18 protein-coding genes and 1 tRNA gene are annotated in these 20,838 nt (G+C 65.2%); 7 read left to right on the forward strand and 12 right to left on the reverse strand.

Annotated elements, in window-relative coordinates; translation table 11 throughout:
- The first annotated feature begins 28 nt into the window (after positions 1-28).
- Positions 29-3,073 carry an autotransporter outer membrane beta-barrel domain-containing protein gene (locus tag ASC68_RS16070; RefSeq protein ID WP_055881353.1) on the forward strand — a complete coding sequence of 1,015 codons (3,045 nt, stop codon included), beginning with the start codon at positions 29-31 and terminating at the stop codon, positions 3,071-3,073.
- A gap of 60 nt (positions 3,074-3,133) precedes the next feature.
- Here the strand turns inward: ASC68_RS16070 and ASC68_RS16075 are convergent, their stop codons facing one another.
- The 9 genes from ASC68_RS16075 to ASC68_RS16115 form a co-directional block, all read right to left on the reverse strand.
- Positions 3,134-3,514: a RidA family protein gene (locus ASC68_RS16075; RefSeq protein ID WP_055881355.1), complete on the reverse strand. Its 381-nt coding sequence runs from the start codon at positions 3,512-3,514 to the stop codon at positions 3,134-3,136.
- 36 nt (positions 3,515-3,550) lie between these two features.
- Positions 3,551-4,390, reverse strand: coding sequence for an MBL fold metallo-hydrolase (locus ASC68_RS16080; RefSeq protein ID WP_055881357.1), 840 nt, complete (start codon positions 4,388-4,390; stop codon positions 3,551-3,553).
- The gene (locus ASC68_RS16085; RefSeq protein WP_055881360.1) at positions 4,390-5,166 is read right to left on the reverse strand and encodes a TatD family hydrolase; all 777 of its coding nucleotides are present in this window, start codon (positions 5,164-5,166) and stop codon (positions 4,390-4,392) included. The genes ASC68_RS16080 and ASC68_RS16085 overlap by 1 nt, the downstream gene beginning before the upstream one ends.
- A 4-nt stretch (positions 5,167-5,170) precedes the next feature.
- Positions 5,171-6,718, reverse strand: coding sequence for a methionine--tRNA ligase (gene metG / locus ASC68_RS16090; protein ID WP_055881363.1), 1,548 nt, complete (start codon positions 6,716-6,718; stop codon positions 5,171-5,173).
- Positions 6,715-7,740: an AAA family ATPase gene (locus ASC68_RS16095; RefSeq protein ID WP_055881366.1), complete on the reverse strand. Its 1,026-nt coding sequence runs from the start codon at positions 7,738-7,740 to the stop codon at positions 6,715-6,717. The genes metG and ASC68_RS16095 overlap by 4 nt, the downstream gene beginning before the upstream one ends.
- Position 7,741: 1 nt before the next feature.
- Positions 7,742-8,425, reverse strand: coding sequence for a dTMP kinase (gene tmk / locus ASC68_RS16100; RefSeq protein WP_055881369.1), 684 nt, complete (start codon positions 8,423-8,425; stop codon positions 7,742-7,744).
- Positions 8,426-8,544: 119 nt separating this feature from the next.
- Positions 8,545-9,696, reverse strand: coding sequence for a D-alanyl-D-alanine carboxypeptidase family protein (locus ASC68_RS16105; RefSeq protein WP_248310550.1), 1,152 nt, complete (start codon positions 9,694-9,696; stop codon positions 8,545-8,547).
- A gap of 40 nt (positions 9,697-9,736) precedes the next feature.
- Complete coding sequence (locus ASC68_RS16110) at positions 9,737-10,672, reverse strand: septal ring lytic transglycosylase RlpA family protein (protein WP_055881374.1); 936 nt, start codon at positions 10,670-10,672, stop codon at positions 9,737-9,739.
- Between the two features lie 212 nt (positions 10,673-10,884).
- Positions 10,885-11,580 carry an alpha/beta fold hydrolase gene (locus tag ASC68_RS16115; RefSeq protein ID WP_055881376.1) on the reverse strand — a complete coding sequence of 232 codons (696 nt, stop codon included), beginning with the start codon at positions 11,578-11,580 and terminating at the stop codon, positions 10,885-10,887.
- A gap of 209 nt (positions 11,581-11,789) precedes the next feature.
- Here ASC68_RS16115 and metH point away from each other — a divergent pair, with 209 nt between their 5' ends.
- The 4 genes from metH (at position 11,790) to ASC68_RS16135 (ending at position 16,609) form a co-directional block, all read left to right on the forward strand.
- Positions 11,790-15,554, forward strand: coding sequence for a methionine synthase (gene metH, locus ASC68_RS16120; RefSeq protein ID WP_055881379.1), 3,765 nt, complete (start codon positions 11,790-11,792; stop codon positions 15,552-15,554).
- Complete coding sequence (locus tag ASC68_RS16125) at positions 15,551-15,925, forward strand: hypothetical protein (RefSeq protein WP_055881381.1); 375 nt, start codon at positions 15,551-15,553, stop codon at positions 15,923-15,925. The genes metH and ASC68_RS16125 overlap by 4 nt, the downstream gene beginning before the upstream one ends.
- Positions 15,925-16,242 (forward strand): hypothetical protein, encoded by a 318-nt coding sequence (locus ASC68_RS16130; protein ID WP_055881383.1) that lies wholly within the window; start codon positions 15,925-15,927, stop codon positions 16,240-16,242. Before ASC68_RS16125 ends, ASC68_RS16130 begins: the two co-directional genes overlap by 1 nt.
- 100 nt (positions 16,243-16,342) lie before the next feature.
- Complete coding sequence (locus ASC68_RS16135) at positions 16,343-16,609, forward strand: hypothetical protein (protein WP_055881386.1); 267 nt, start codon at positions 16,343-16,345, stop codon at positions 16,607-16,609.
- A gap of 114 nt (positions 16,610-16,723) precedes the next feature.
- On the opposite strand, the gene ASC68_RS16140 is transcribed toward ASC68_RS16135, so the two are convergent.
- Positions 16,724-17,146 (reverse strand): helix-turn-helix domain-containing protein, encoded by a 423-nt coding sequence (locus ASC68_RS16140; RefSeq protein WP_055882505.1) that lies wholly within the window; start codon positions 17,144-17,146, stop codon positions 16,724-16,726.
- Between the two features lie 78 nt (positions 17,147-17,224).
- Between ASC68_RS16140 and ASC68_RS16145 the strand changes: the two genes are divergently transcribed.
- Entirely contained in the window at positions 17,225-19,471 is a 2,247-nt protein-coding gene (locus ASC68_RS16145; RefSeq protein ID WP_055881388.1) for a heavy metal translocating P-type ATPase, read from the forward strand.
- Between the two features lie 82 nt (positions 19,472-19,553).
- Here the strand turns inward: ASC68_RS16145 and ASC68_RS16150 are convergent.
- Both ASC68_RS16150 and ASC68_RS16155 read right to left on the reverse strand, forming a co-directional pair.
- Positions 19,554-19,638, reverse strand: a tRNA-Leu gene (locus tag ASC68_RS16150).
- A 115-nt stretch (positions 19,639-19,753) separates the two neighbouring features.
- Positions 19,754-19,987, reverse strand: a complete 234-nt coding sequence (locus ASC68_RS16155; protein ID WP_055881391.1) for a FliM/FliN family flagellar motor switch protein — start codon at positions 19,985-19,987, stop codon at positions 19,754-19,756.
- Between the two features lie 67 nt (positions 19,988-20,054).
- Between ASC68_RS16155 and lipB the strand changes: the two genes are divergently transcribed.
- Positions 20,055-20,801, forward strand: a complete 747-nt coding sequence (gene lipB / locus ASC68_RS16160; RefSeq protein WP_055881395.1) for a lipoyl(octanoyl) transferase LipB — start codon at positions 20,055-20,057, stop codon at positions 20,799-20,801.
- Positions 20,802-20,838: the final 37 nt, after the last annotated feature.

Below are 20,838 nucleotides of genomic sequence, written 5' to 3' on the forward strand. Positions count from 1 at the left end.
TCCAGCGTGACTTGGGGGCAAATCGAGCATGCGCACACTGAATTGGGAAGAAGCTCAGACGAAGCGCCGGCTCTGGGCGCTAAGCGCTGCGCTTGCGCTGTCGACGTCGCTGACCGCGCCCGTCCTCGCAGCAGACCAGACGATCACTGGCACACAAGTGGGTCCGATCACCGTCAATGCCCCGATCGATACCCTCGCCAGTTCCGCTACCATTACCGCCAACACCGGCGCCGGAGCGCTCATCCTGGGCGGCAATCCGGCCCACTTCAAGCAGGTGACCAACACCGGCACCATTACCGCCACCGGCGCATCAACCGATGGCATCAATGCCGGTGTTGCGATCGAGTCCTTCCTCAACAGCGGCTCCATCGCCTCCGACGATCTCGGCATCTACTATGGCGGCCTGTTTAGCGGGTCCGCGATGACCAACGCCGCAGGCGCCCTCATCGAGGGCGACAACGCAGCCGTCGAAATTTACTACGGCCTCAACAGCTTCGAGAACGCCGGCACCTTGCGAAGCACGGATGGCAACGCCTTCCGGGTCAAGGATACCGCCCCGTCTGGATATGGCTATGTCGGGACCTTCACCAATGCGGCAACCGGCGAAATCTACGGCGGCGATACCGTAGTGCTGCTCAAGGGCGGGGTCGGCACGTTCAACAACCATGGGTTGATCGAAACTACGGGCGGTGGCGCTGGCATCTATGCTCCGTCGGCGACTGCCTTCACCAATTACGCCGGCGGCACCGTCCGATCCACCCTCGGTACGGCAATCGTGTTCGAACGCCCTGCCCTCGCGGATCCGACCAGCGTCGGAATGTTTCTCAACGATGGTCTGGTCCAGGGAGGCGCCGGCGGCGTGGCGTTCACCGGCGTCAATGTCAACTCGTTCGCCAACGGCGCCAGCGGAAAGATCTACGGTGCCGGCAGCGACGCTGTGTTGTTCGACGGGAACGTGGCGACCTTCAGCAACGGCGGGTGGATCGAGGCCACTGGCCACGACGGTGTCGCAATCACCGGTACCGCCGGCACCTTCACCAATCGGGCTGGTGCGACGATCAAATCCGCCACCGGCAAGGCGGTCGATTTCGACGGCGCGGTCACGACTTTCGTCAACGACGGAACCATTGCATCGGGCTACAAGGGTATCGATCTCGATAGCCCCACGGGCAGCTTCACAAACACCGGCACCATTACCGCGGGTACCGGCCACGCGATCGATGGCTCATCGTACCACATCGATAGCTTCGTGAATTCCGGCACCATTACGTCGTCGAACTACTACGCCATTCACGCCGGCAGCTTCGGTTCGTTCAGCAACACGGGGACCATCCGGGCCGGCAGCGGCCGGGGCGTGGAGGCTTTCTCCGATCGCACCGAAACGTTCGTCAACTCAGGCTCGATCTTCGCTACCGATATTGCCGTCGACCTGGGGGCCGTAGGCTCATTTACAAACACCGCCACCGGTGTGATCGAGAGCAGCAACTATTATGGTGTCTGGCTCTCCAACAAGACCGACGGTTTCGTCAACCGGGGGCGCATTGCCACAACCGGCGGAACCGGCCCCGCCGTCCACCTCAATGATACCGTCGGCAGCTTTATCAACAGCGGGACGATCAATTCCTTCGGCGATACAGGCCTCACGGTTGTGCGAACCGGGACCGGACCCTTCGTCAACGAGGCCGGCGGCACGATCCGCGGCGAGGATTATGGTGCGCTCTTCTACTTCGGCGCGACAGCGTTCGAGAATCGCGGGCTGGTCACCGGCTGGGTTGGCATGGGCTTCTCCGACAATTCAACGTATGCCGCCAAGGTGATCAACTCGGGCACCATTGAGGGTGTCAGCGGCACGGCCATCGATTTCGGTGCAGACAACTTCTACAACTATGCGCACGACGACACCCTCGAGTTGCGTACCGGCTCGCGCATCCTCGGCAGCGTCAAGTTCGCCGGCGGCAGCGACACGCTCGACGTCTCCGGCTTTAAGGGCAGCACCATCCTCACCGTTGCTGATCTCGAAACCGTCCTCACGGGCGACCGCCTGGTCAACCAGCAGCTGACCTCGGGCACGGGCACTATCAGCATCATCGACGGCACGGGCATAACCGGTGGTGGCACGACCGTCATGCGAGAGGTGGCCGGCGCTATCGGCCGTGAGATCACTGGCGCTCTCGGCGCGCCTACAGGCGGCGCAGCGTCCGTCGAACCCATGGGCTATGCCCCGGCTCGCCCGGTCGGCGCCGCCGAGGCCGCCACCGGAGAGCTCGTTGCTGCGAGCGCCCCGGAAGTCTGGGGTAAGGTATTCGGCAGCGTCGCCAACAGCACCAATGACTACAGCAATGTCCTCGGCGGCATCGTCGCCGGCTCGCATACCGCCATCGACGCCAACACCCGGCTGGGTGGCGTTGTCAGCGTCTCCGGCTCCCGTTTCACCACAGTCGGCGGCCAGACCATCGCCTCGGGCATCGGCGCCGCCGGCCTCTACGGCAGTACGGACCTGGGCGATGTGACTCTCAGCTACTCGGTTCTCGGGGGCGTCGCAGCCAACCACTCCGACCGCACCGTCACCACCATGGTCACCGAAACCGCGAGCGCCGACTACGCCAGCTGGTTCCTGAGCCCGGAACTGGGGCTCTCGATCCCCGTCCCGCTGCTCGACGGTATCGAGACCGCAACCGGCTTCAAGCTTCGCTATGTCGGCGGCGAGGTTGGCAGCTACACCGAAACCGGCTCGTCACAAAACCTCTCGGTCGGCACCGCGGCCGTGAACCTGCTCGATGCCCGCATGGAACTCACCGCCACGACGCAAGTCGCTTCCAACGATTATGGTGAGGCGACTCTCTCCACCACTGCGGGGCTCCTCGCCCAGCAGAATTTCGGCGCCTCGGTCGCTATCGCCGGCTTCCCCTTCGCCACCACGCCCGACAGCTTCGCTTACGGCGCCTATGGTGACATCACGCTCGATAGCCCCATCGGCCCAGCCGCAAGAGCCTCCGCTTCCGCCGGTCTCGAACTCCGCTCCGACGGCGTCACTTCAGCATCCGCCAACCTGGGGATGTCGGCGGCATTCTAGGGCCGCCCCCTACCCTTCCCATCGGATCACGGGCGGACCGATGGTCGAGGGCTGATGGCTCTATCCCAGTACCGCCGTTGCGGTGATCTCGATCCGCAGCCCCTTGGCCAGCAGTTCCTTGACCACCACTGTGGCACGGATCGGGTACGGCTTGGTGTTGAAGAACTCGGCATACACACGGTTCATGCCTGGCGCGTCGGCGCTGTCGACGAGGAAGATCTGCACCTGGACGATGTTGGTGAGCTCGCCGCCGGCGGCGTTGATCGCTTGCTTGAGGTTCGATAGCGCCTGGCGCGTCTGCACCTCGATGTCACCCTCGGTGATCTTGCCGGTCTTCGGATCCTCGGCCAGCACCACCAGCCAGACGTGATTGCCGGCGCGCACGCAGTCATTGATCGGGCCGCTGGATGGCGCGATGCCGGTATCGATGACTTCAATCATGGGCGGCTCCGTAGCGTCGGTACGATGATGGCGAAGCTAGCGAGGGCTGATGATCTCGCCGGCGGTGATGTCGATCTGTAGCCCGTCGAACGCCGGCCGCACGTGCTCCGGCGTCATCGCGTCGGTCTGGACATAGTCGAGATCGATATGGAGGTTGGTTAGCACGGCGTGGCGCGGCTTGAGGTCCTCGACCAGCTCCAGCGCTTCGGACAGGCTCAGGTGGCTCGGATGCGGCGTCGGGCGCAGTGCGTCAAGCACCCAGGTGTCGAGCTCGCTGACGGCCCCGCGTGACACCTCCGGGATGCCGCTGAGGTCGCACGAATAGGCGAAGCCGCCCACCCGGAAGCCCAGCGAATAGATATCGCCATGGTCCTGGCGGAACGGCAGGATGCTGATCGATCCGCCCGGCCCGTCCACCGTCAACGGCTTGCCGGCTTCGATCAGGTGCTGGTTGAGGATCGGCGGATAACCCGAACCCGGCGGCGCTGTGAAGCAATAGGCAAAGCTCGGCACGATCCGGTTGGCGGCCTCGGCGCTGAAATAGACATCGACGCGCTTGCGGTTGTTCAGCGCCAGCACCCGTAGGTCGTCGATGCCGTGCGTGTGGTCGGCATGCTCATGCGTGTAGAGCACCGCTTCGACACGATCGACCTCGGCCCGCAGCAGCTGTTCGCGCAGATCGCAGCCGGTATCGACGATGATGCGGGTCGGCTCATCCGAGCCGGCCGAGAAGCCTTCGATCAGCAGCGAACAGCGGCTGCGGCGATTCCTGGGATTATCGGGATCGCAGACGCCCCAGTGGCCGCCGATGCGCGGCACGCCACCGGACGAGCCGCATCCCATGATCGTCGCTACAATATGTTGTGCTTCAGGCATTACGCCTTAGCCTTTGAGAATAAACGGAAAAAATTAGCTGTCGTTTCATTGCCGAGCTGCTCGAGGCTGACGCCGCGAACCTCGGCTACCTTGGCGGCAGTATGGGCGACATAACTCGGCTCGTTGGTACCGCCACGGTGCGGCACCGGAGCCAGATAAGGCGCGTCTGTTTCAACCAGATAACGGTCCGATGGGACAAACTTTGCGACCTCGCGGATTTCCTCGGCATTCTTGAAGGTGATGATGCCGGAGAACGAGATATAGCCGCCGAGCTCCAGGGCCTGGCGGGCAAGTTCGGCGCCGCCGGTGAAGCAGTGGAGCACGAAAGGGAAGGCCCCCTGCCCCACTTCGTCGGTCAGCACGGCCGCCATGTGAACGTCGGCGGAGCGGGAATGGATCACCAGTGGCAGCCCGGTGAGGCGCGATGCGGCGATGTGCCGGCGCAGCCCGGTCTCCTGCGCTTCTTTGGGTGCGTTGTCGTAGAAATAGTCGAGCCCCGCCTCACCGATGGCGACGCATTTGGGGTGCGCGCTCAGCCGGACCAGATCCTCGGTCAAGATGTCGAGCTCTTCGTCGGCGTGGTGCGGATGGGTGCCGACCGAACACCAGACCTCGGCGTTTTCTTCGGCGATGGCTTTGATCTCGTCGAAGCGCTTCACCCGGGTCGAGATGGTCACCATGCCATCGATCCCCGCCGCTTTGGCACGGGCCAGCACGCCGGCCCGATCGGCGGCGAGCTCGGGGAAATCGAGGTGGCAGTGCGAGTCGATCAGCATTGGCCTATGCCGTCTTTGGGTGCTCGAACTTCTTGAACACCGGTTCGGGCGGCGGCAAGACGGTTCCGGCGGGAACGCTGGACGCGCTCAGCGCATGGCTCAGGAGGCGTTGGTCGGCCGGCACCGCCAGCGCATCGAGGAACTTCGCTGCCGAACCCGGAACGAACGCCTGCGCCGCGATCGCGGCGCGACGGACGATGTCGGCCGTGGTCGTAAGGATCGTGCCCATGCGCGGCAGATCGGCCTTCAGCCCCCACGGCGCCTGGTCGGCGAAGTAGAGGTTGGCGGCGTTGAGCAGCGTGGTCAGCTCGCCGGCGGCCTCGTGGATCTGCTGCGTCTTCATGGCGAGATCCATCTTGCCGATGGCCGCGATGGCCGTGGCGACAATGGCATGCTCTGCCTCGGTTGGCTGCGCCTCGGGCAGCGCGCCACCAAAATTCTTCTGGATCATCGACAGCGAACGTTGCGCCAGGTTGCCGAAATTGTTGGCGAGGTCGGAGTTGTTGCGGTTGATGAACTTCTCGCGGCCCCAGTCGCCGTCCTGGCCGAAGCTGACTTCGCGCAGGCAGTACCAGCGCACCGGATCGGTGCCGTAGAGGTCGAGCTGCTCATGCGGGTCGACGATGTTGCCGACCGACTTCGACATCTTCTTGCCTTCCGAGGTCAGAAAGCCATGCGCGAAGACGCGGTGCGGCACCTCGATGCCGGCGCTCATCAGGAAGGCCGGCCAGTAAACGGTGTGGAAGCGAATGATGTCCTTGCCGATGACGTGCAGGTTTGCCGGCCAGAACTTCTTGAACTGCTCGGAAGCGCCATCGGGAAAGCCGACGCCGGTAATGTAGTTGGTGAGCGCGTCGACCCAGACATACATCACGTGCCCGGAAGCGCCAGGCACCGGGATGCCCCAGTCGAAGGTGGTGCGGCTGATCGAGACGTCGCGCAGGCCGGCCTTCACGAACGACACGATCTCGTTGCGCCGCTCCTCGGGCGCGATGAAATCCGGGCGGTCGGTGTAGAGCTTCAGCAGACGATCCTGATAGGCGGAGAGGCGGAAGAAGTAGCTGTCTTCCTCGACCCACTTCACCTCGGCACCGGTCGGCGCGAACTTCTTGCCGTCCTCGCCGTCGGTCAGCTCTTCTTCGTCGAAATACGCCTCGTCGCGGACCGAGTACCAGCCCTTGTAGGTCGATTGGTAGATGTCGCCGTTGTTGCTGGCGGCCATCCGGCGCCAGATTTCCTGGCTCGACTCGTAGTGGCGCGGTTCGGTGGTGCGGATGAAATCGTCGTTGGAGACGTCGAGACGCCCCGCCAACTCCTTGAAGCGGGCGGCGTTGCGGTCAGCCAATTCACGCGCCGTGATGCCTTCAGCCGCTGCCGTCTGCACCATCTTGATGCCGTGCTCGTCGGTGCCGGTGAGGAAATAGGTGTCCTTCCCCTCCAGCCGGGCCCAGCGGGCGATGGCGTCGGTGGTGATCATCTCATAGGCGTGCCCGATATGCGGCGCGCCGTTGGGATAGGCGATGGCAGTGGTGACGTAGAACGTGTCGGTCATGGTGTCGGCTGGACGCTCAGGAGCTGGTGTTTCCGGATCGCATCAAAAAGCGCGACCAGGGTCTGCCGCATGTCGAGGTTGTATTCATCGGCATCGGCGAGTGAAAGCCGGGCCTTGTCCCATAGCTCGTTGGCCGAGGCAAGGCGAACCCGGTCACCGGCGCTCGCGGCGGCCTTGGCGGCATCCGCCAGCCAGTCATTGAGAATGTCGCGGGCAAAGCGCAGTTCGGCGGAGTCGCGCTCGCCGCCGAGCGCATCAGCCAATGCGATGCGGGCCGCCGACGGCGCCCCCGCGGGATCGGCGAGCCAAGCCTGCAGCAGCTGCAGCGCCCCCCCCTCCCCCAGCAGCATCGCCTCGAAACCGCGGCGCGGCCGCCCGCCGGCGAGCGACACGGCGCGATCGATGGCGAGCGGCTGCCCGCCGACCTGATCCAGTACCGTGCGGACCTCGCCGTCGGCGATTGGCCGCAGCGCCACCTGGAAGCAGCGCGATTTGATGGTGGGGAGGAGCGAGCCCGGCCGGTGCGAGACCAGCAGGAACGTCGTGTCGGCCGGTGGCTCCTCGAGGATCTTTAACAGCGCGTTGGCCGACGACGTGTTGCAGTCGTCGATCGGATCGACAATGGCGATGCGGTGCCCGGCGCGGCCGCGGGTCATCCGCATCTCCTCGATGAAGCGGCGGACTTCCTCGACGCGGATCGCGGTGTAGTAGCCCTTGCCGGTGTCGCGCAGCGATTTGCGCATCACGAACAGGTTCGGATAGGCGCCGGCGGCGACCTGCGCCGCGATGTGACCGGGCGACTCATCGCCGGTCTTTTCGAAGATGCGGCGCGCCAGGTCGAAGGCCAGCGTCGCCTTGCCGATACCGCGCGGCCCGTGAATCAGGACGCCGCCGGGCAGCCGCCCAGCATCGAGCCGCTCGAGCAGCGTGGCGCGTGCTGCATCGTGACCGGAAACGCCGGTCTGGAACTCGGGCAGCGGGACGCCCTCGAGCTGGTCGGGTTCGCGTTCAGGATAGTCCAATTCAGTCGGCCTTTGCCTCGAGCTCGGGGAAGCGCCGGTTCAGCGTATCCCAGATCTCCTGCTCCAGCGCATCTTCCGATTGGCCGGCGGGCAACACGACGCAGCGCTCGGGATTGGCCTTGCCGATGGCGAGGAAAGCCTGGCGCAGGCGGCGGTGCCACTCGAGATCTTCCTTCTCGAAGCGATCGCCGGTCTCGGCCAGCGCCTTCTCGATCTCGCGGTTGTTGACCCGCGCGAAGGCGACGGCCGGGTCCATGTCGAGGATGAAGGTGATGTCGGGCTGGTGCCCATCGAGCGCCAGCGTTTCGAGCCCGCGGATCAGCTTGTCGTCGACGCCGCCGGTAAGGCCCTGATAGGCCCGGGTCGAATCGTGGAAGCGGTCGGAGATCACCCATTTGCCGCTGCTGAGGCTGGGGGCGATGAGCGAGCTGACATGGTCGTAGCGGGCGGCGGCGAAGAGCACGGCCTCGGCCCCGGCGCCCCAGCTCTCGGAGCGCCCCTGCAGGATGAAGGCGCGGACCGCTTCGGCCTTGGGCGTGCCGCCGGGCTCGCGGGTGCGGACGGCTTCGATGTCCATGCGGTTCAGCCGCACCAGCAGTCGCTTGACCTGCGTCGACTTGCCGACGCCTTCGCCGCCCTCAAAGGTGATGAAACGGGCGGCGGGTTTCGCCGGCACATCGAGCATTGCTTTGCGTTCCCGAACCCGGAGCGCTTTCAGGAAAAGTTGCAGACTTTTCCGGTTCGAAAGCGCGACAAATCAAACAGGTAGAGCACTGCCACGACTCAAGGAGGCGGGGAAGTGCTCTACAACCAGCCGAGCGCCAGTTCCTTGAGCGCGTCGGTTGCCTTGCGGACGATATCGCCGTCGGCGACGTCCTCGCCCGCGTAGAGCGGGGTGACCTGTACCACGGCGCCGTTGCACATGACATTGAGCTGGGCCAGTTGATCGCCCTTCTGCACAGGCGGGCGGATCGGCGCCTTGTAGGTGACCGTGGCCTGCGGGCAGTTCTGCGCGCCCTTGGGCAGGAACAGATCGATGCTGCCCTTGCCCACCAGCGACACCTGCCCGGCGCTGCCGCCATAGACATCGGCGTGCGAGATGGCCGAGCCCTCAGGAAAGACCGGAATCAGCTCGAAGCCGCGGGTGCCCCAGGTGACGAGCTTGCGCGCCTCTTCGGTGCGCTCGGTCATCGATTTGAGGCCATGCAGCACGGCGATGAGACGGCGGCCGGTGGCGGCAGTCGAAACCACCTCGCCATAGCCGGCGGCTTCGGTGTGGCCGGTTTTCAGCCCATCGACACCGATGCCGATCTCGAGCAGCGAGTTGCGGTTCATCTGGCGGATCTTGTTCCAGGTGAACTCCTTCTCCGAGAAGATTGGGTAGTACTCGGGGAACTGCGCGATGATGAAGCGGGCGATGGTCGCAAGGTCGCGCGCCGTCGAGAACTGCGCCGGGTCGGGCAGGCCGGTAGCGTTGACGAAGTTCGAGCCGCTGAGGCCGATTTCCTTCCCCAGCTGGTTCATCATCTGGGCGAAGCTGAGCTCGCTCCCGGCGATGCCCTCGGCCAGCGCGATCGCTGCGTCGTTGCCGGACTGGATGATCACCGAGCGGACCAGATCCATCACCGGGATCTTCGAGTTCAGCTCGGCAAACATGGTCGAGCCGCCCGATGAGGCGCCGCCATCGCGCCAGGCATGCTCGGAAATGAAGAACTCGTCGGTGGGCTGGAGCTTTTTCGACTGCAGTTGGTCGAACACCACGGCCAGCGTCATCAGCTTGGCCATGCTGGCGGGCTCGAGCTGCTCGTCACCTGCCTTGTTGAACAGGATCGTGCCGGACTCGTAGTCCATCAGTACGGCAAACGGCGCCTTGGTGTCGAAATCCTGCGCGTGTGCGGGTGCCGCCAGACAGACGGCAAACAGGGCGACCAGCAGTTTCAGGCCAAAATTCCGCAATCTCAACCCCGATCGCGGTCAATGCTCGACCGCTCTCAAACTAATAGAGCACCAGGTCCTTGAGTCCAAGTTGCCTGGCGAGCGACATCACATCATCCCGCGCCACACCGGGCTTAAGATGCGTGAGTGTCAGGCGTGTGGCATCAGCGCCGGGGATGCGCACGGCATCCTCGTCGACCGCGCCCAGCATGGCGAACTGCAGCGCCACGTCATCGGCCCTCGTGGCATCGGCGAACACGCCGAGCTCCAGCTTGATGGCGCGCTTGTCCTCGTCGACCGTCGCCACCCAGGAGTCGAGCGAGCCCGAGCGGGTCGCCATGGCGTTGGCCGCCGCGTGGGCGCCGGTAATGGCCTCGTCGGCCGCACCGCTGTCGACATAGCCGAACATGTCGATGATGCCGCCGATGAGGTTCGGACGCTCTTCGTTCATGGCGAGGCGGGTAGCCCCCTGCTCCATGCGCGTTGGCTTGTCGACGCTGGCGAGCAGCATGCGGGTGTCGTCGCCATTGAGCGGCGCCGGGCCGATATACTGCACCTGGATATTGCCGACACCGTTGCCGGCATAGCCGAGGATCTCGGCGGTCCGGTAGCTGAGGTCCATCACCCGGCCATGGAGGTACGGGCCGCGATCGTTGACGCGGCAGACGATCGAGCGGCCATTGTCGACATTGGTGACGCGGACATAGCTCGGCAGCGGCAGCACGGGGCTGGCGCAGGAAATGGCGTTGGCTGAGAAGATCTCGCCATTGGCGGTGCGCCGGCCATGGAAGTCGTTGCCGTACCAGGAGGCGCCGCCCGAGGCGACGTAGCCGATCGGGTTCTCGATCGGCTCATAGACTTCGCCGCGCACTGTGTAGGGCTTGCCGACCATGTAGCGGCCGCCGCCCTTGGGCGGGTTCTTGGCATTGGTGACGCGCGGGCTGACGGCGACGCCGAACTCCTTGGAGCTGAAAGCGGAGCGCTTGATGTGCGGCACCCCTCCCCCATCGCTGCTGCAGGCAGCCACAACCGGCGCCAGGAGCACAGCAAGAGCAAGCAGCCGGGCGGCCGCGCGAAGGTCGCGAGAAAACACTGCCAAAACCAGATCAACCCATCGAGAGATTTCCGCACCATACCGAAAGCCGTGCGGGGATGATCGCATCGAACCGCAACGTGGTTGCGGCCGGGTTAATTTGCTTCAAATGCCAGCTATTTAGCCGCCCATTCCGTGAGTTCCGCGGTAACGGTGGCATGCTGCTCGACCAGCGCCATGTGCCCGGCCCTGGGGACCACGACGAGCCTGGCGTCGGCAATCCCGGTGGCCATCTCGCGGGCGGCCTCGGGAACGGTGATTGCGTCCTTGTCGCCGACTACCACCAGCGTCGGCACCGCGATGGCGCCGAGTTCGGGGCGGGAGTCCGGCCGGCCGATGATGGCGGTCTGCTGCCGGATATAGGTTTCGCCGCCATTCGCCGTGGCCATGCGCACATGCAGCGCCTTGAGCGCCGCATCGCCGACGTGGTCGGGATGCACCGCGTTCGGGAACGACTGTGCGATGGCGAGGTTGAACTTCCCCTGCTCCGTCAATGCGATGGCCGTTCGCCGCTTCTCGACCGCCTCGGGGGTATCTGGTCGCGCTGAAGTGTCGAGCAGCGCCAGCTTCAGCACCCGCCCCCTCGCCTGCCTGAGCATTTCGAACGCCAGGTAGCCGCCCATCGAGAAGCCGATGAGGGCGAACTCAGGCGGCGCGTCGCTAAGAATCGATGCCGCAATCTGCTGCATCGAACTGCCCTCGGTGTGGTTGGCGATGGTCACCGGCCCGAACTGCCACAGTGCCGGCACCTGATGGGCATAGATCTCGGCGGTGCAGTTGAGACCGGGAACGAGGAGGATCGGCATTGTCATGAAAGCGAAAGTCCTGATCGAGCGTTGCAGTTCCCGGAGGAACGTTTTCGTTCTCCCCGTGGGGAACGTTTTCGTTCTCCCGGCCGAGAACGGGAACGGGCTTGCTTGCCGGGCGGTCGGCACTCATATAAAGATATCTTTATATCCCGCCATGCGAGTGTGCCGGCGGTGAACGCAGTTTGGCGTGACAGACGTTGGAAAGTCGAGCGATGACTGAAGCTCAACACATTGAGATCGATAGAAATTCCTTGCCCAAGGGCGAGGAGGTGCGGGCAGCCCTTACCCAGGCGGCCTCCGAACGCATCCTGATCCTCGATGGCGCCATGGGCACCATGATTCAGCAGTTGAAGCTCGATGAAGCCGCCTATCGCGGCGAGCGCTTCAAGGATTGGCACAAGGATGTGCGGGGCAATAACGACCTGCTCAACCTGACCCAGCCCGACGCGATCCGCGCCATCCACCTGCAATATTATCTTGCCGGCGCCGACATGGTGGAGACCAACACCTTCTCCTCCACCGACATCGTCATGGCCGATTATGGCATGCAGGCGCTCGCCTATGAACTCAACCTCGAGGGCGCCCGGTTGGCGCGCGAGGCGGCGCAGCAGGCCTTCGACATCGATGGGAAGCGCCGCTTTGTGGCCGGCGCACTCGGGCCGCTGAACAAGACGGCATCGATGTCGACGGACGTGAACTCGCCGGGGCACCGGGCGATCACTTTCGATGAGATCGTCAAAGGCTATGCCGAGCAGATCAACGGGCTGATCGACGGTGGCGCCGACCTGTTGCTGTTCGAGACCATCACCGACACGCTCAACACCAAGGCCGGCATCTTTGCGGCGCAGCGCATCTTCGAAGAGCGCGGCAACGAGCTGCCGGTGATGATCTCCGGCACCATCACCGACCTCAGCGGCCGTACGCTGAGCGGCCAGACGCCGACGGCGTTCTGGTACTCGGTGCGGCACGCCAAGCCCTTCACCATCGGGCTCAACTGCGCGCTCGGCGCCAATGCCATGCGCGCCCATATCAACGAGCTCTCCGATGTCGCCGACACGCTGATCTGCGCCTATCCCAATGCGGGCCTCCCCAACGAGTTCGGCGGTTATGACGAGACGCCGGAATTCATGGCGCGCCAGCTTGAGGGCTTTGCGCGGGATGGCTTCCTCAACATCGTCGGCGGCTGCTGCGGTTCGACCCCGGACCACATCCGGGCGATCAAGGAAGCAGTTGGAAAGTACAAGCCGCGCAAGATCCCCGAGGTGCCGACCTTCCTGCGGCTGAGCGGCCTCGAGCCGTTTACGCTCACCGGCGACATCCCGTTCGTGAACATCGGCGAGCGCACCAATGTCACTGGCTCGGCCAAGTTCCGCAAGCTCATCACCGCCGGCGACTACACCGCCGCGCTCGAAGTGGCGCGCGACCAGGTGCAGAACGGCGCCCAGGTTATCGACATCAACGTCGACGAGGGGCTGCTCGACAGCCAGAAGGTGATGGTCGAGTTCCTCAACCTGCTCGCCGCCGAACCCGATATCGCCCGCGTACCGCTGATGATCGATTCTTCGAAGTTCGAGGTGATCGAGGCGGGCCTGAAATGCGTACAGGGCAAGGCGCTGGTCAACTCGATCTCCATGAAGGAAGGGGTCGAGAAATTCCTCGAAACCGCCCGCCTGGTGCGCAGCTACGGTGCGGCCGTGGTGGTGATGGCCTTCGACGAGCAGGGCCAGGCCGACACCTATGAGCGCAAGGTCGAGATCTGCTCGAAGGCCTATAAGCTCCTGACCGAGGAAGTCGGTTTCCCGCCCGAGGACATCGTCTTCGACCCCAACATCTTCGCTGTCGCCACCGGCATCGAGGAGCATGTCGGCTATGGCATCGCCTTCATCGAAGCCACGAGGACCATCCGGCAAACCCTTACGCACGCACATATTTCTGGTGGCGTGAGCAACCTCAGCTTCTCCTTCCGCGGCAACGAGCCGGTGCGTGAGGCGATGCACTCGGTGTTCCTCTACCACGCCATCCAGGCGGGCATGGACATGGGCATCGTCAACGCCGGCCAGCTGGCGGTCTACGACACGCTGGAGCCGAAGCTGCGCGAGGCCTGCGAGGACGTGATCTTCAACCGCCGGGCGGATTCGACCGAGCGGCTCCTGGAGATTGCCGAGCAGTTCAAGGGCCAGGCCGGCGGCGAGCAGAAGGCCAAGGACCTGACCTGGCGGACCAAGCCCGTGGCCGAGCGCATCTCGCATGCGCTGGTCAACGGCATCACCGAGTTCATCGACGCCGACACCGAGGAAGCGCGGCTCAGCGCCGAGCGGCCGCTGCACGTCATCGAGGGCCCGCTGATGGCCGGGATGAGCGTGGTCGGTGACCTGTTCGGCTCCGGCAAGATGTTCCTGCCGCAGGTGGTAAAATCCGCGCGGGTAATGAAGCAGGCGGTGGCGCACCTTCTCCCGTTCATGGAGGCGGAGAAGAACGCCGATGGCAACGCTACCGGCCGCCGCAGCGCCGGCAAGGTGCTGATGGCGACGGTGAAGGGCGATGTGCACGACATCGGCAAGAACATCGTCGGCGTGGTCCTCTCCTGCAACAACTACGAGATCATCGACCTCGGCGTCATGGTGCCGACGGCGAAGATCCTCGAGGTGGCGAAGGCGGAGAATGTCGACGTCATCGGGCTCAGCGGCCTCATCACCCCGTCGCTCGACGAGATGGTGCATGTTGCCTCCGAGATGGAGCGCGAAGGCTTCCACGTGCCGCTGCTGATCGGCGGCGCCACGACCTCGCGCGTCCACACCGCGGTGAAGATCCATCCGCAGTATCATGGCGGCCCGACCGTGCACGTACACGACGCCAGCCGCGCCGTGGGCGTGGTGTCGTCGCTGCTGTCGCAGGAGCAGCGCCCGGCTTACGTCCAGGATGTGAAGGCCGAGTACGAGCGGCTCGCCGAGAAGCATCGGCAGAGCGAGGCGGAAAAGCAGCGGACATCGCTGGCAACCGCCCGCGCCAACCGCTTCCAGCCGAAATGGGATGGCTACGTGCCGCCCAAGCCGAGCTTCCTCGGCACGCGAGTGTTCGAGAACTACGACCTGGCTGAGATCGCCAGGTACATTGACTGGACGCCGTTCTTCCAGGCCTGGGAACTGAAGGGCCGCTTCCCGGCGATCCTCGAGGACAAGGACCAGGGGCCGGCGGCGCGCCAGCTCTGGGACGACGCGCAGAAGATGCTGAAGGAAGTGATCCAGAAGAACTGGTTCCGCCCCAAGGCGGTGATCGGCTTCTGGCACGCCAACCAGGTCGGCGACGACATTCGGCTCTATACCGATGCAGATCGCAAGGATCAGCTGGCGACGTTCTTCACCCTGCGCCAGCAGCTTTCGAAGACCGGCGGCAAGCCGCACATGGCCCTGGCCGACTTCGTCGCGCCCGAGGGCATCCCGGACTATCTGGGGGGCTTCGTGGTCACGGCGGGGCTCGAGGAGAACATCATTGCCGAGCGCTTCGAGCGGCGGAACGACGACTACTCGTCGATCCTGATCAAGGCGCTGGCCGATCGCTTCGCCGAGGCCTTCGCCGAACTGATGCACGAGCGGGTGCGCAAGGAATTCTGGGGCTATGGCGCCGCGGAAACCTTCGCACCCAACGAGATGATCGGCGAGCCTTACCAGGGCATCCGCCCTGCCCCGGGCTATCCGGCCCAGCCCGACCATACCGAGAAGACGACGCTGTTCCACCTGCTCAACGCCAAGCAGCGCATCGGCGTCGAGCTGACCGAGAGCTACGCCATGTGGCCGGGCTCATCGGTGTCTGGCATGTATCTGAGCCACCCCGAGAGCTTCTATTTCGGTGTCGCCAAGGTGGAACGTGACCAGGTGGAGGACTATGCCCGGCGCAAGGGCATGGCGATCCGCGAAGTCGAACGCTGGCTCGGGCCGATCCTCAACTACATCCCGAGCTCGGACAAGGAGGCGGTATGACCTCCCCTGCCCCGTTCGCCCGCCGTGCCACTTCCGTGCCGGTGACCGTGGTCACCGACAAGGCGGCCCTCGGCCGCTTTGGTGGGCGCGATACCGCAGTGGTGCATCTCGATCCACCACTGCACGCTCATGATCCGGGCGCCGAGTGCATCGCCTGCGAGAGCCGCGGCAATGTGCGGGTGCTGCTGTTCGAGCTGCAGGAAAAGGTGCGGCTCGGCATGGCCGAGCCGTTCGTCCGGGTGGTGGTGGACGCCACCGACGTTGAGGATCGCACGGCCGTCGCTGACGCCATTGTCCCCGGCAAGCTGCCGGCCTTCGGGCTCCGCGACTTCACCGTGGCCCGCAACTTTCATCTGGCGGAGGTGGTCTGATGGCCGCGCTTGATCTGTTCATCCGGCCCGCGGCCGACGACATCCACCCAATCAGCCGCGCCGCGCTGCTGGCTCTCGACGCAGCCGAGCGAACCCAACGGCTCGACGAACAGCAGGCAGCGATCCGCTCCCGGTTGGCGGCGGCGCCCGGGACGCGCGACTGGCACAATCAGGTGGGCATGATCGTCGCCGAACTCCGCCGTGCCGGTCATGCCCTCAGCCGCGACGGCGAGACGCATAGCTGGGTCGGTGAATCCGGCCAGCTTGGCGTGAGCTTCTGTCGGGCCGGCAACACCGTGCTCGCCTGGCAAGCCTAGCCGCGCCAAACCTCAGTATTACTTGCAGTGTAGCCTCGTCGCGCTAAGCTGTGGTCCACGCCTGTTGGTAGGGGCGTGGACGCTTGAGGGGGCGTGGCAAATGGCAGAGCATCCGGATCCGTTCTCGGTCAATGTCGGGAGCAAGCTGCTCTTCGGCGCCATCATGCTGATGGGGCTCGGCCTGATCGGCGCCATCCTGGGGCCGCTGCTGACCGCCTTCGGCCCGAACGCCAGCCCAGAAGCGATCGGCGGCGCCGTGGGACCCGGCATCATGCTGCTGATCGGCGGCGTGGTGCTCGGCATCATCGCCGGCATCTTCCTCGGCTACGCCAACGGCAAATACCCGCCGTCGGCTCGCCGGGAGTAAGGTCCGGGATTGGGCTGCAGCTTGGGCTCGACCCTTCACCCACCCACCCGCTGTCATCGTGGGTGAGGTGATCTTAGTTGGTCAGCTCGGCCGCTGCGCACCATGTGAAGCGCTCTAGTGCGCGTGCTCGGTCACGCACTCGCCGTGGTCGGCCAGCACTTCGATGATCCGGCAATCGCAGATTCGCCCATGGCCGCATTCCTCGACCATCCGGGTCAGTTCGCCGCGCAGCGCCGAGAGGCTGGCGATGCGGCGGTCGATCTCGGTCAGGTGGTTGCGGGCGATGCTGTCGGCCTGGTGGCATGAGGCCTGCGGCGACGCGGCCATCTCGAGCAACTCGCGGATATCCTCGACCTCGAAGCCGAGCTCGCGCGAATGGCGGATGAAATTGAGCCGCTCCACCTCGGGCTTACCGTAACGGCGCTGATTGCCCTCGGTACGCGGCGGCGACTGCAGCAGGCCGATCTGCTCGTAAAAGCGGATGGTCGGAACCTTGACGCCGGTCCGTCGGGACAATTCGCCGATCGGCAGATTCATCGCATTCACCCCTTGATCCTCTAGTGGCTAGAGGTCCTAGATGTATGCGGACATGATTAAGAATCCAAGGAGTGCCGCATGTCCGAGGCCGCCGAGAAGCTGAAATTCCGCATTGGCGGCATGGACTGCGCCGCCTGTGTGACCAAGATCGAGAACGCCGTCGGCCGGCTTCCCGGCGTCGGCGGGGTCGGCGTGTCGCTCCCCAATGGCACGATGACCGTGACGCGCTCGGGTGAGGTCGCCAAGGGCGCCATCGAGCGGCAGGTCAAGGCGCTTGGCTACCAGATCGCCCCCGCCCGATCCGCCCATACCGGGCCTGCCGCTCCCGCGGTGGGGAACCATAGCCATGCCGGACATGATCATGGGCACGATCATGACCACTCCGATCACAGCCACGACCACTCCGGGGATGATCACTCCGGAGATGATCACGATCACTCTGGGCATGGCGAGATCATTGATGGCCCGTGGTGGAAAACGCGGAAGGCCCTGCTGACCTTCATCTCCGGTGGCGCGCTCGCGGCGGCCTATATTGCCGGGCAGTTGTTCCCTCAAATCGGCCATTGGGCGTTCTTCGTCGCCATGGCGGTGGGCCTGATCCCGGTGGCGCGGCGCGCCGTCGTCGCCGGCATGACCGGCACGCCGTTCTCGATCGAGACGCTGATGACCATTGCCGCCATCGGCGCGGTGTTCATCGGCGCCACCGAGGAAGCGGCTACCGTGGTGCTGCTGTTCCTCGTCGGCGAGCTGCTCGAGGGCGTTGCCGCCGGCCGGGCCCGCGCCAGCATTCGTGGCCTCGCCGACCTGGTGCCCAAGCTGGCGCTGGTCGAGAAGGACGGCACGACCACCGAGGTCCCCGCGGCGCAACTGGCTGTCGGCGCCACCATCCTCGTTCGGCCTGGCGACCGCATCGCCGCGGACGGTGTCATCGTCGACGGCAGTTCCGCCATCAACGAAGCCCCGGTGACCGGCGAGAGCGTGCCCAGGACCAAGAGCGTCGGCGACGAGGTATTCGCCGGCACCATTAACGCCGATGCCGTGCTGCGCGTGCGGGTGACTGCGGCCGCCGCCGACAACACCATTGCCCGCGTCGTGCGACTGGTCGAGGAAGCGCAGGAAAGCAAGGCGCCGACCGAGCGGTTCATCGACAAGTTCTCGAAATACTATACGCCGGGCGTGCTGGTGGTGGGCGCGCTGGTCGCCATCCTGCCGCCGCTGCTGGCCGGCCAGCCCTGGGACGAGTGGATCTACAAGGGCCTCGCCATCCTGTTGATCGGCTGCCCCTGCGCGCTGGTGATTTCGACCCCGGCGGCGATCGCCGCCGGCCTCTCGGCCGGCGCGCGTCGCGGGCTGCTGCTGAAGGGTGGCGCCGTGCTGGAGCAGTTGCGCCGGATCGACACCGTCGCGCTCGACAAGACCGGCACGCTCACCGAGGGCAAGCCGCAGGTCACCGACATTGTCGGCATCGGACGCTCGGAGTCTCAGGTGTTGTCGCTGGCGGCTGCACTGGAGAGCGGCTCAAGCCATCCGCTGGCAGTGGCTGTGCTGGCCCGCGCCCAGGCCGACAAGGCGTTCGTGCCGCCCGCGGCCGGCGCCAAGGCGGTGCCCGGCAAGGGTGTCACCGGCAAGGTCGGCGGCGAGACCCTGTTCCTCGCCTCGCCCAAGGCGGCCGAAGAGCAGGTGCCGTTCGATGCGGCGCTGCGCGAGCGGATCGGCGCGCTCAATGATGCCGGCAAGACTGTCTCGGTGCTGCTAGTCGGCGATCAGGTCGCCGGCCTCCTTGCCATCCGCGACGAGCCGCGCGTCGACGCGGCGGATGGGCTGCGCCGCCTCAAGGCTGATGGCGTCAGCACGGTGATGCTAACCGGCGATAACGAGCGGACCGCCAAAGCCATCGGCGCCGCTCTCGGCATCGAGGTGCGCGCCAGCCTCCTGCCCGAGGACAAGCAGCGCATCGTCCGCGAACTGCAGCAACAGCGCCGTGTGGTGGCCAAGATCGGTGACGGCATCAACGACGCCCCTGCCCTCGCCGCCGCCGATATCGGCATCGCCATGGGCGGCGGCACCGACGTAGCGCTCGAAACCGCCGACGCCGCCATCCTCCACGGCCGCGTCGCCGACATCGCCAACATGATCGGGCTGTCGAAAGCCACGATGGGCAACATCGCCCAGAACATCACCGTGGCGCTCGGGCTGAAGGCGGTGTTCCTCGTCACCACGATTATCGGCGTCACGGGCCTGTGGCCGGCGATCCTCGCGGATACTGGCGCGACGGTGCTGGTGACGATCAACGCCATGCGGCTGTTGGGCTGGAAGGGAAAATAGCGGTTCAGCTTCCGATGCCCCAAACAACAACGGCTCCCCTAGGGGAGCCGCTTGTTTTGGACTGCAGGATCTCTAGAGAACCTGGTGCGGTCGAGAAGACTCGAACTTCCACGCCTTGCGGCACAGCGACCTCAACGCTGCGCGTCTACCAATTCCGCCACGACCGCACGCCGAGGTAGGAGCGACGCCGAAGCGGCGAAGCGAGGCAGCGTGTAGCAACGCTCGTTGGCGGGTGCAAGCGATTAATTGCCGTTATGCAAACGCTCGCCGCCAAACTCGAAATCAGGCCGGGCGGCGGACTTTTTCGGTGAGCTCGACGCTGAGGCGGCCGTCCTCGACCTTCACTTCGCCGCGCGCGATCAGCGTGTTGTTGGCATAGACGCGCAATGGGTCGCTCTCGCCCGTGTCGAGCTCGATCACCGCGCCGCGGCCCATGCGCAGCAGGTGGTGCACCGGCATGATCGCCGCGCCCAGCTCGACGGTGATATCGACTTCAATATTGTCTAGAGTGTTCATACATAAACCGCGACCGACCATCCCGGCTGAATCGCGCGGGCCCCTTGTGAGAGAGCATTGGACACCCATGCTTACCGAAGCGTTAACGACTGACCCAACTTGCGACACCGGGACCAAGCTGTTCCGCGCCGATGGGGTGCCGGTCGAGTGGCGAATCTCGGAGGGGTACGTGCCCTACCCCGAGGCGCTGGAGGCGATGAAGGCGCGGGCGGCAGCCGTGGCGGACGGTGCGGCCAGCGAGCAGGTATGGCTGCTCGAGCATCCGCCGCTCTATACGGCGGGCACCTCGGCGGCGCCGGAGGACCTGCTGTCGCCCAACCGCTTCCCGGTCTATGACGCCGGGCGCGGGGGGCAGTACACCTATCACGGCCCTGGCCAGCGGGTGGTCTACTTCATGCTCGATCTGCGCCAGCGCGGCCGCGACGTGCGCTGCCTGGTGCAGGGGCTCGAGGGGCTGATCATCGATACGCTCGCCGCCTTCAACATCCGGGGCGAGCGGCGCGATGGCCGGATCGGCGTCTGGGTGGCGCGGCCGAATAAGGGCTCTGGCCGCGAGGACAAGGTGGCAGCGATCGGCGTGCGGGTCAGCCGCTGGGTGACCTTCCACGGCATTGCGATCAATGTGTCGCCGACCCTTTCACACTTCGATGGCATCGTGCCGTGCGGCATCTCCGACCAGGGCGTGACCAGTTTTGAGGATCTCGGACAGCTGGTCGCCATGGCCGAAGTCGATGCCGCGCTGCGCACCGCCTTCGAGCGGCGCTTTGGCGCCACGGCAGATCTGCGCCCGGAAGGCCTTGTCAGTGCCGCGTGACGCACGCATTTTCTGGGTGACCGATTCCATGGGGGTG

It is taken from the genome of Devosia sp. Root105 (genome assembly GCF_001424865.1).
Classification (GTDB): Bacteria; Pseudomonadota; Alphaproteobacteria; order Rhizobiales; family Devosiaceae; genus Devosia_A.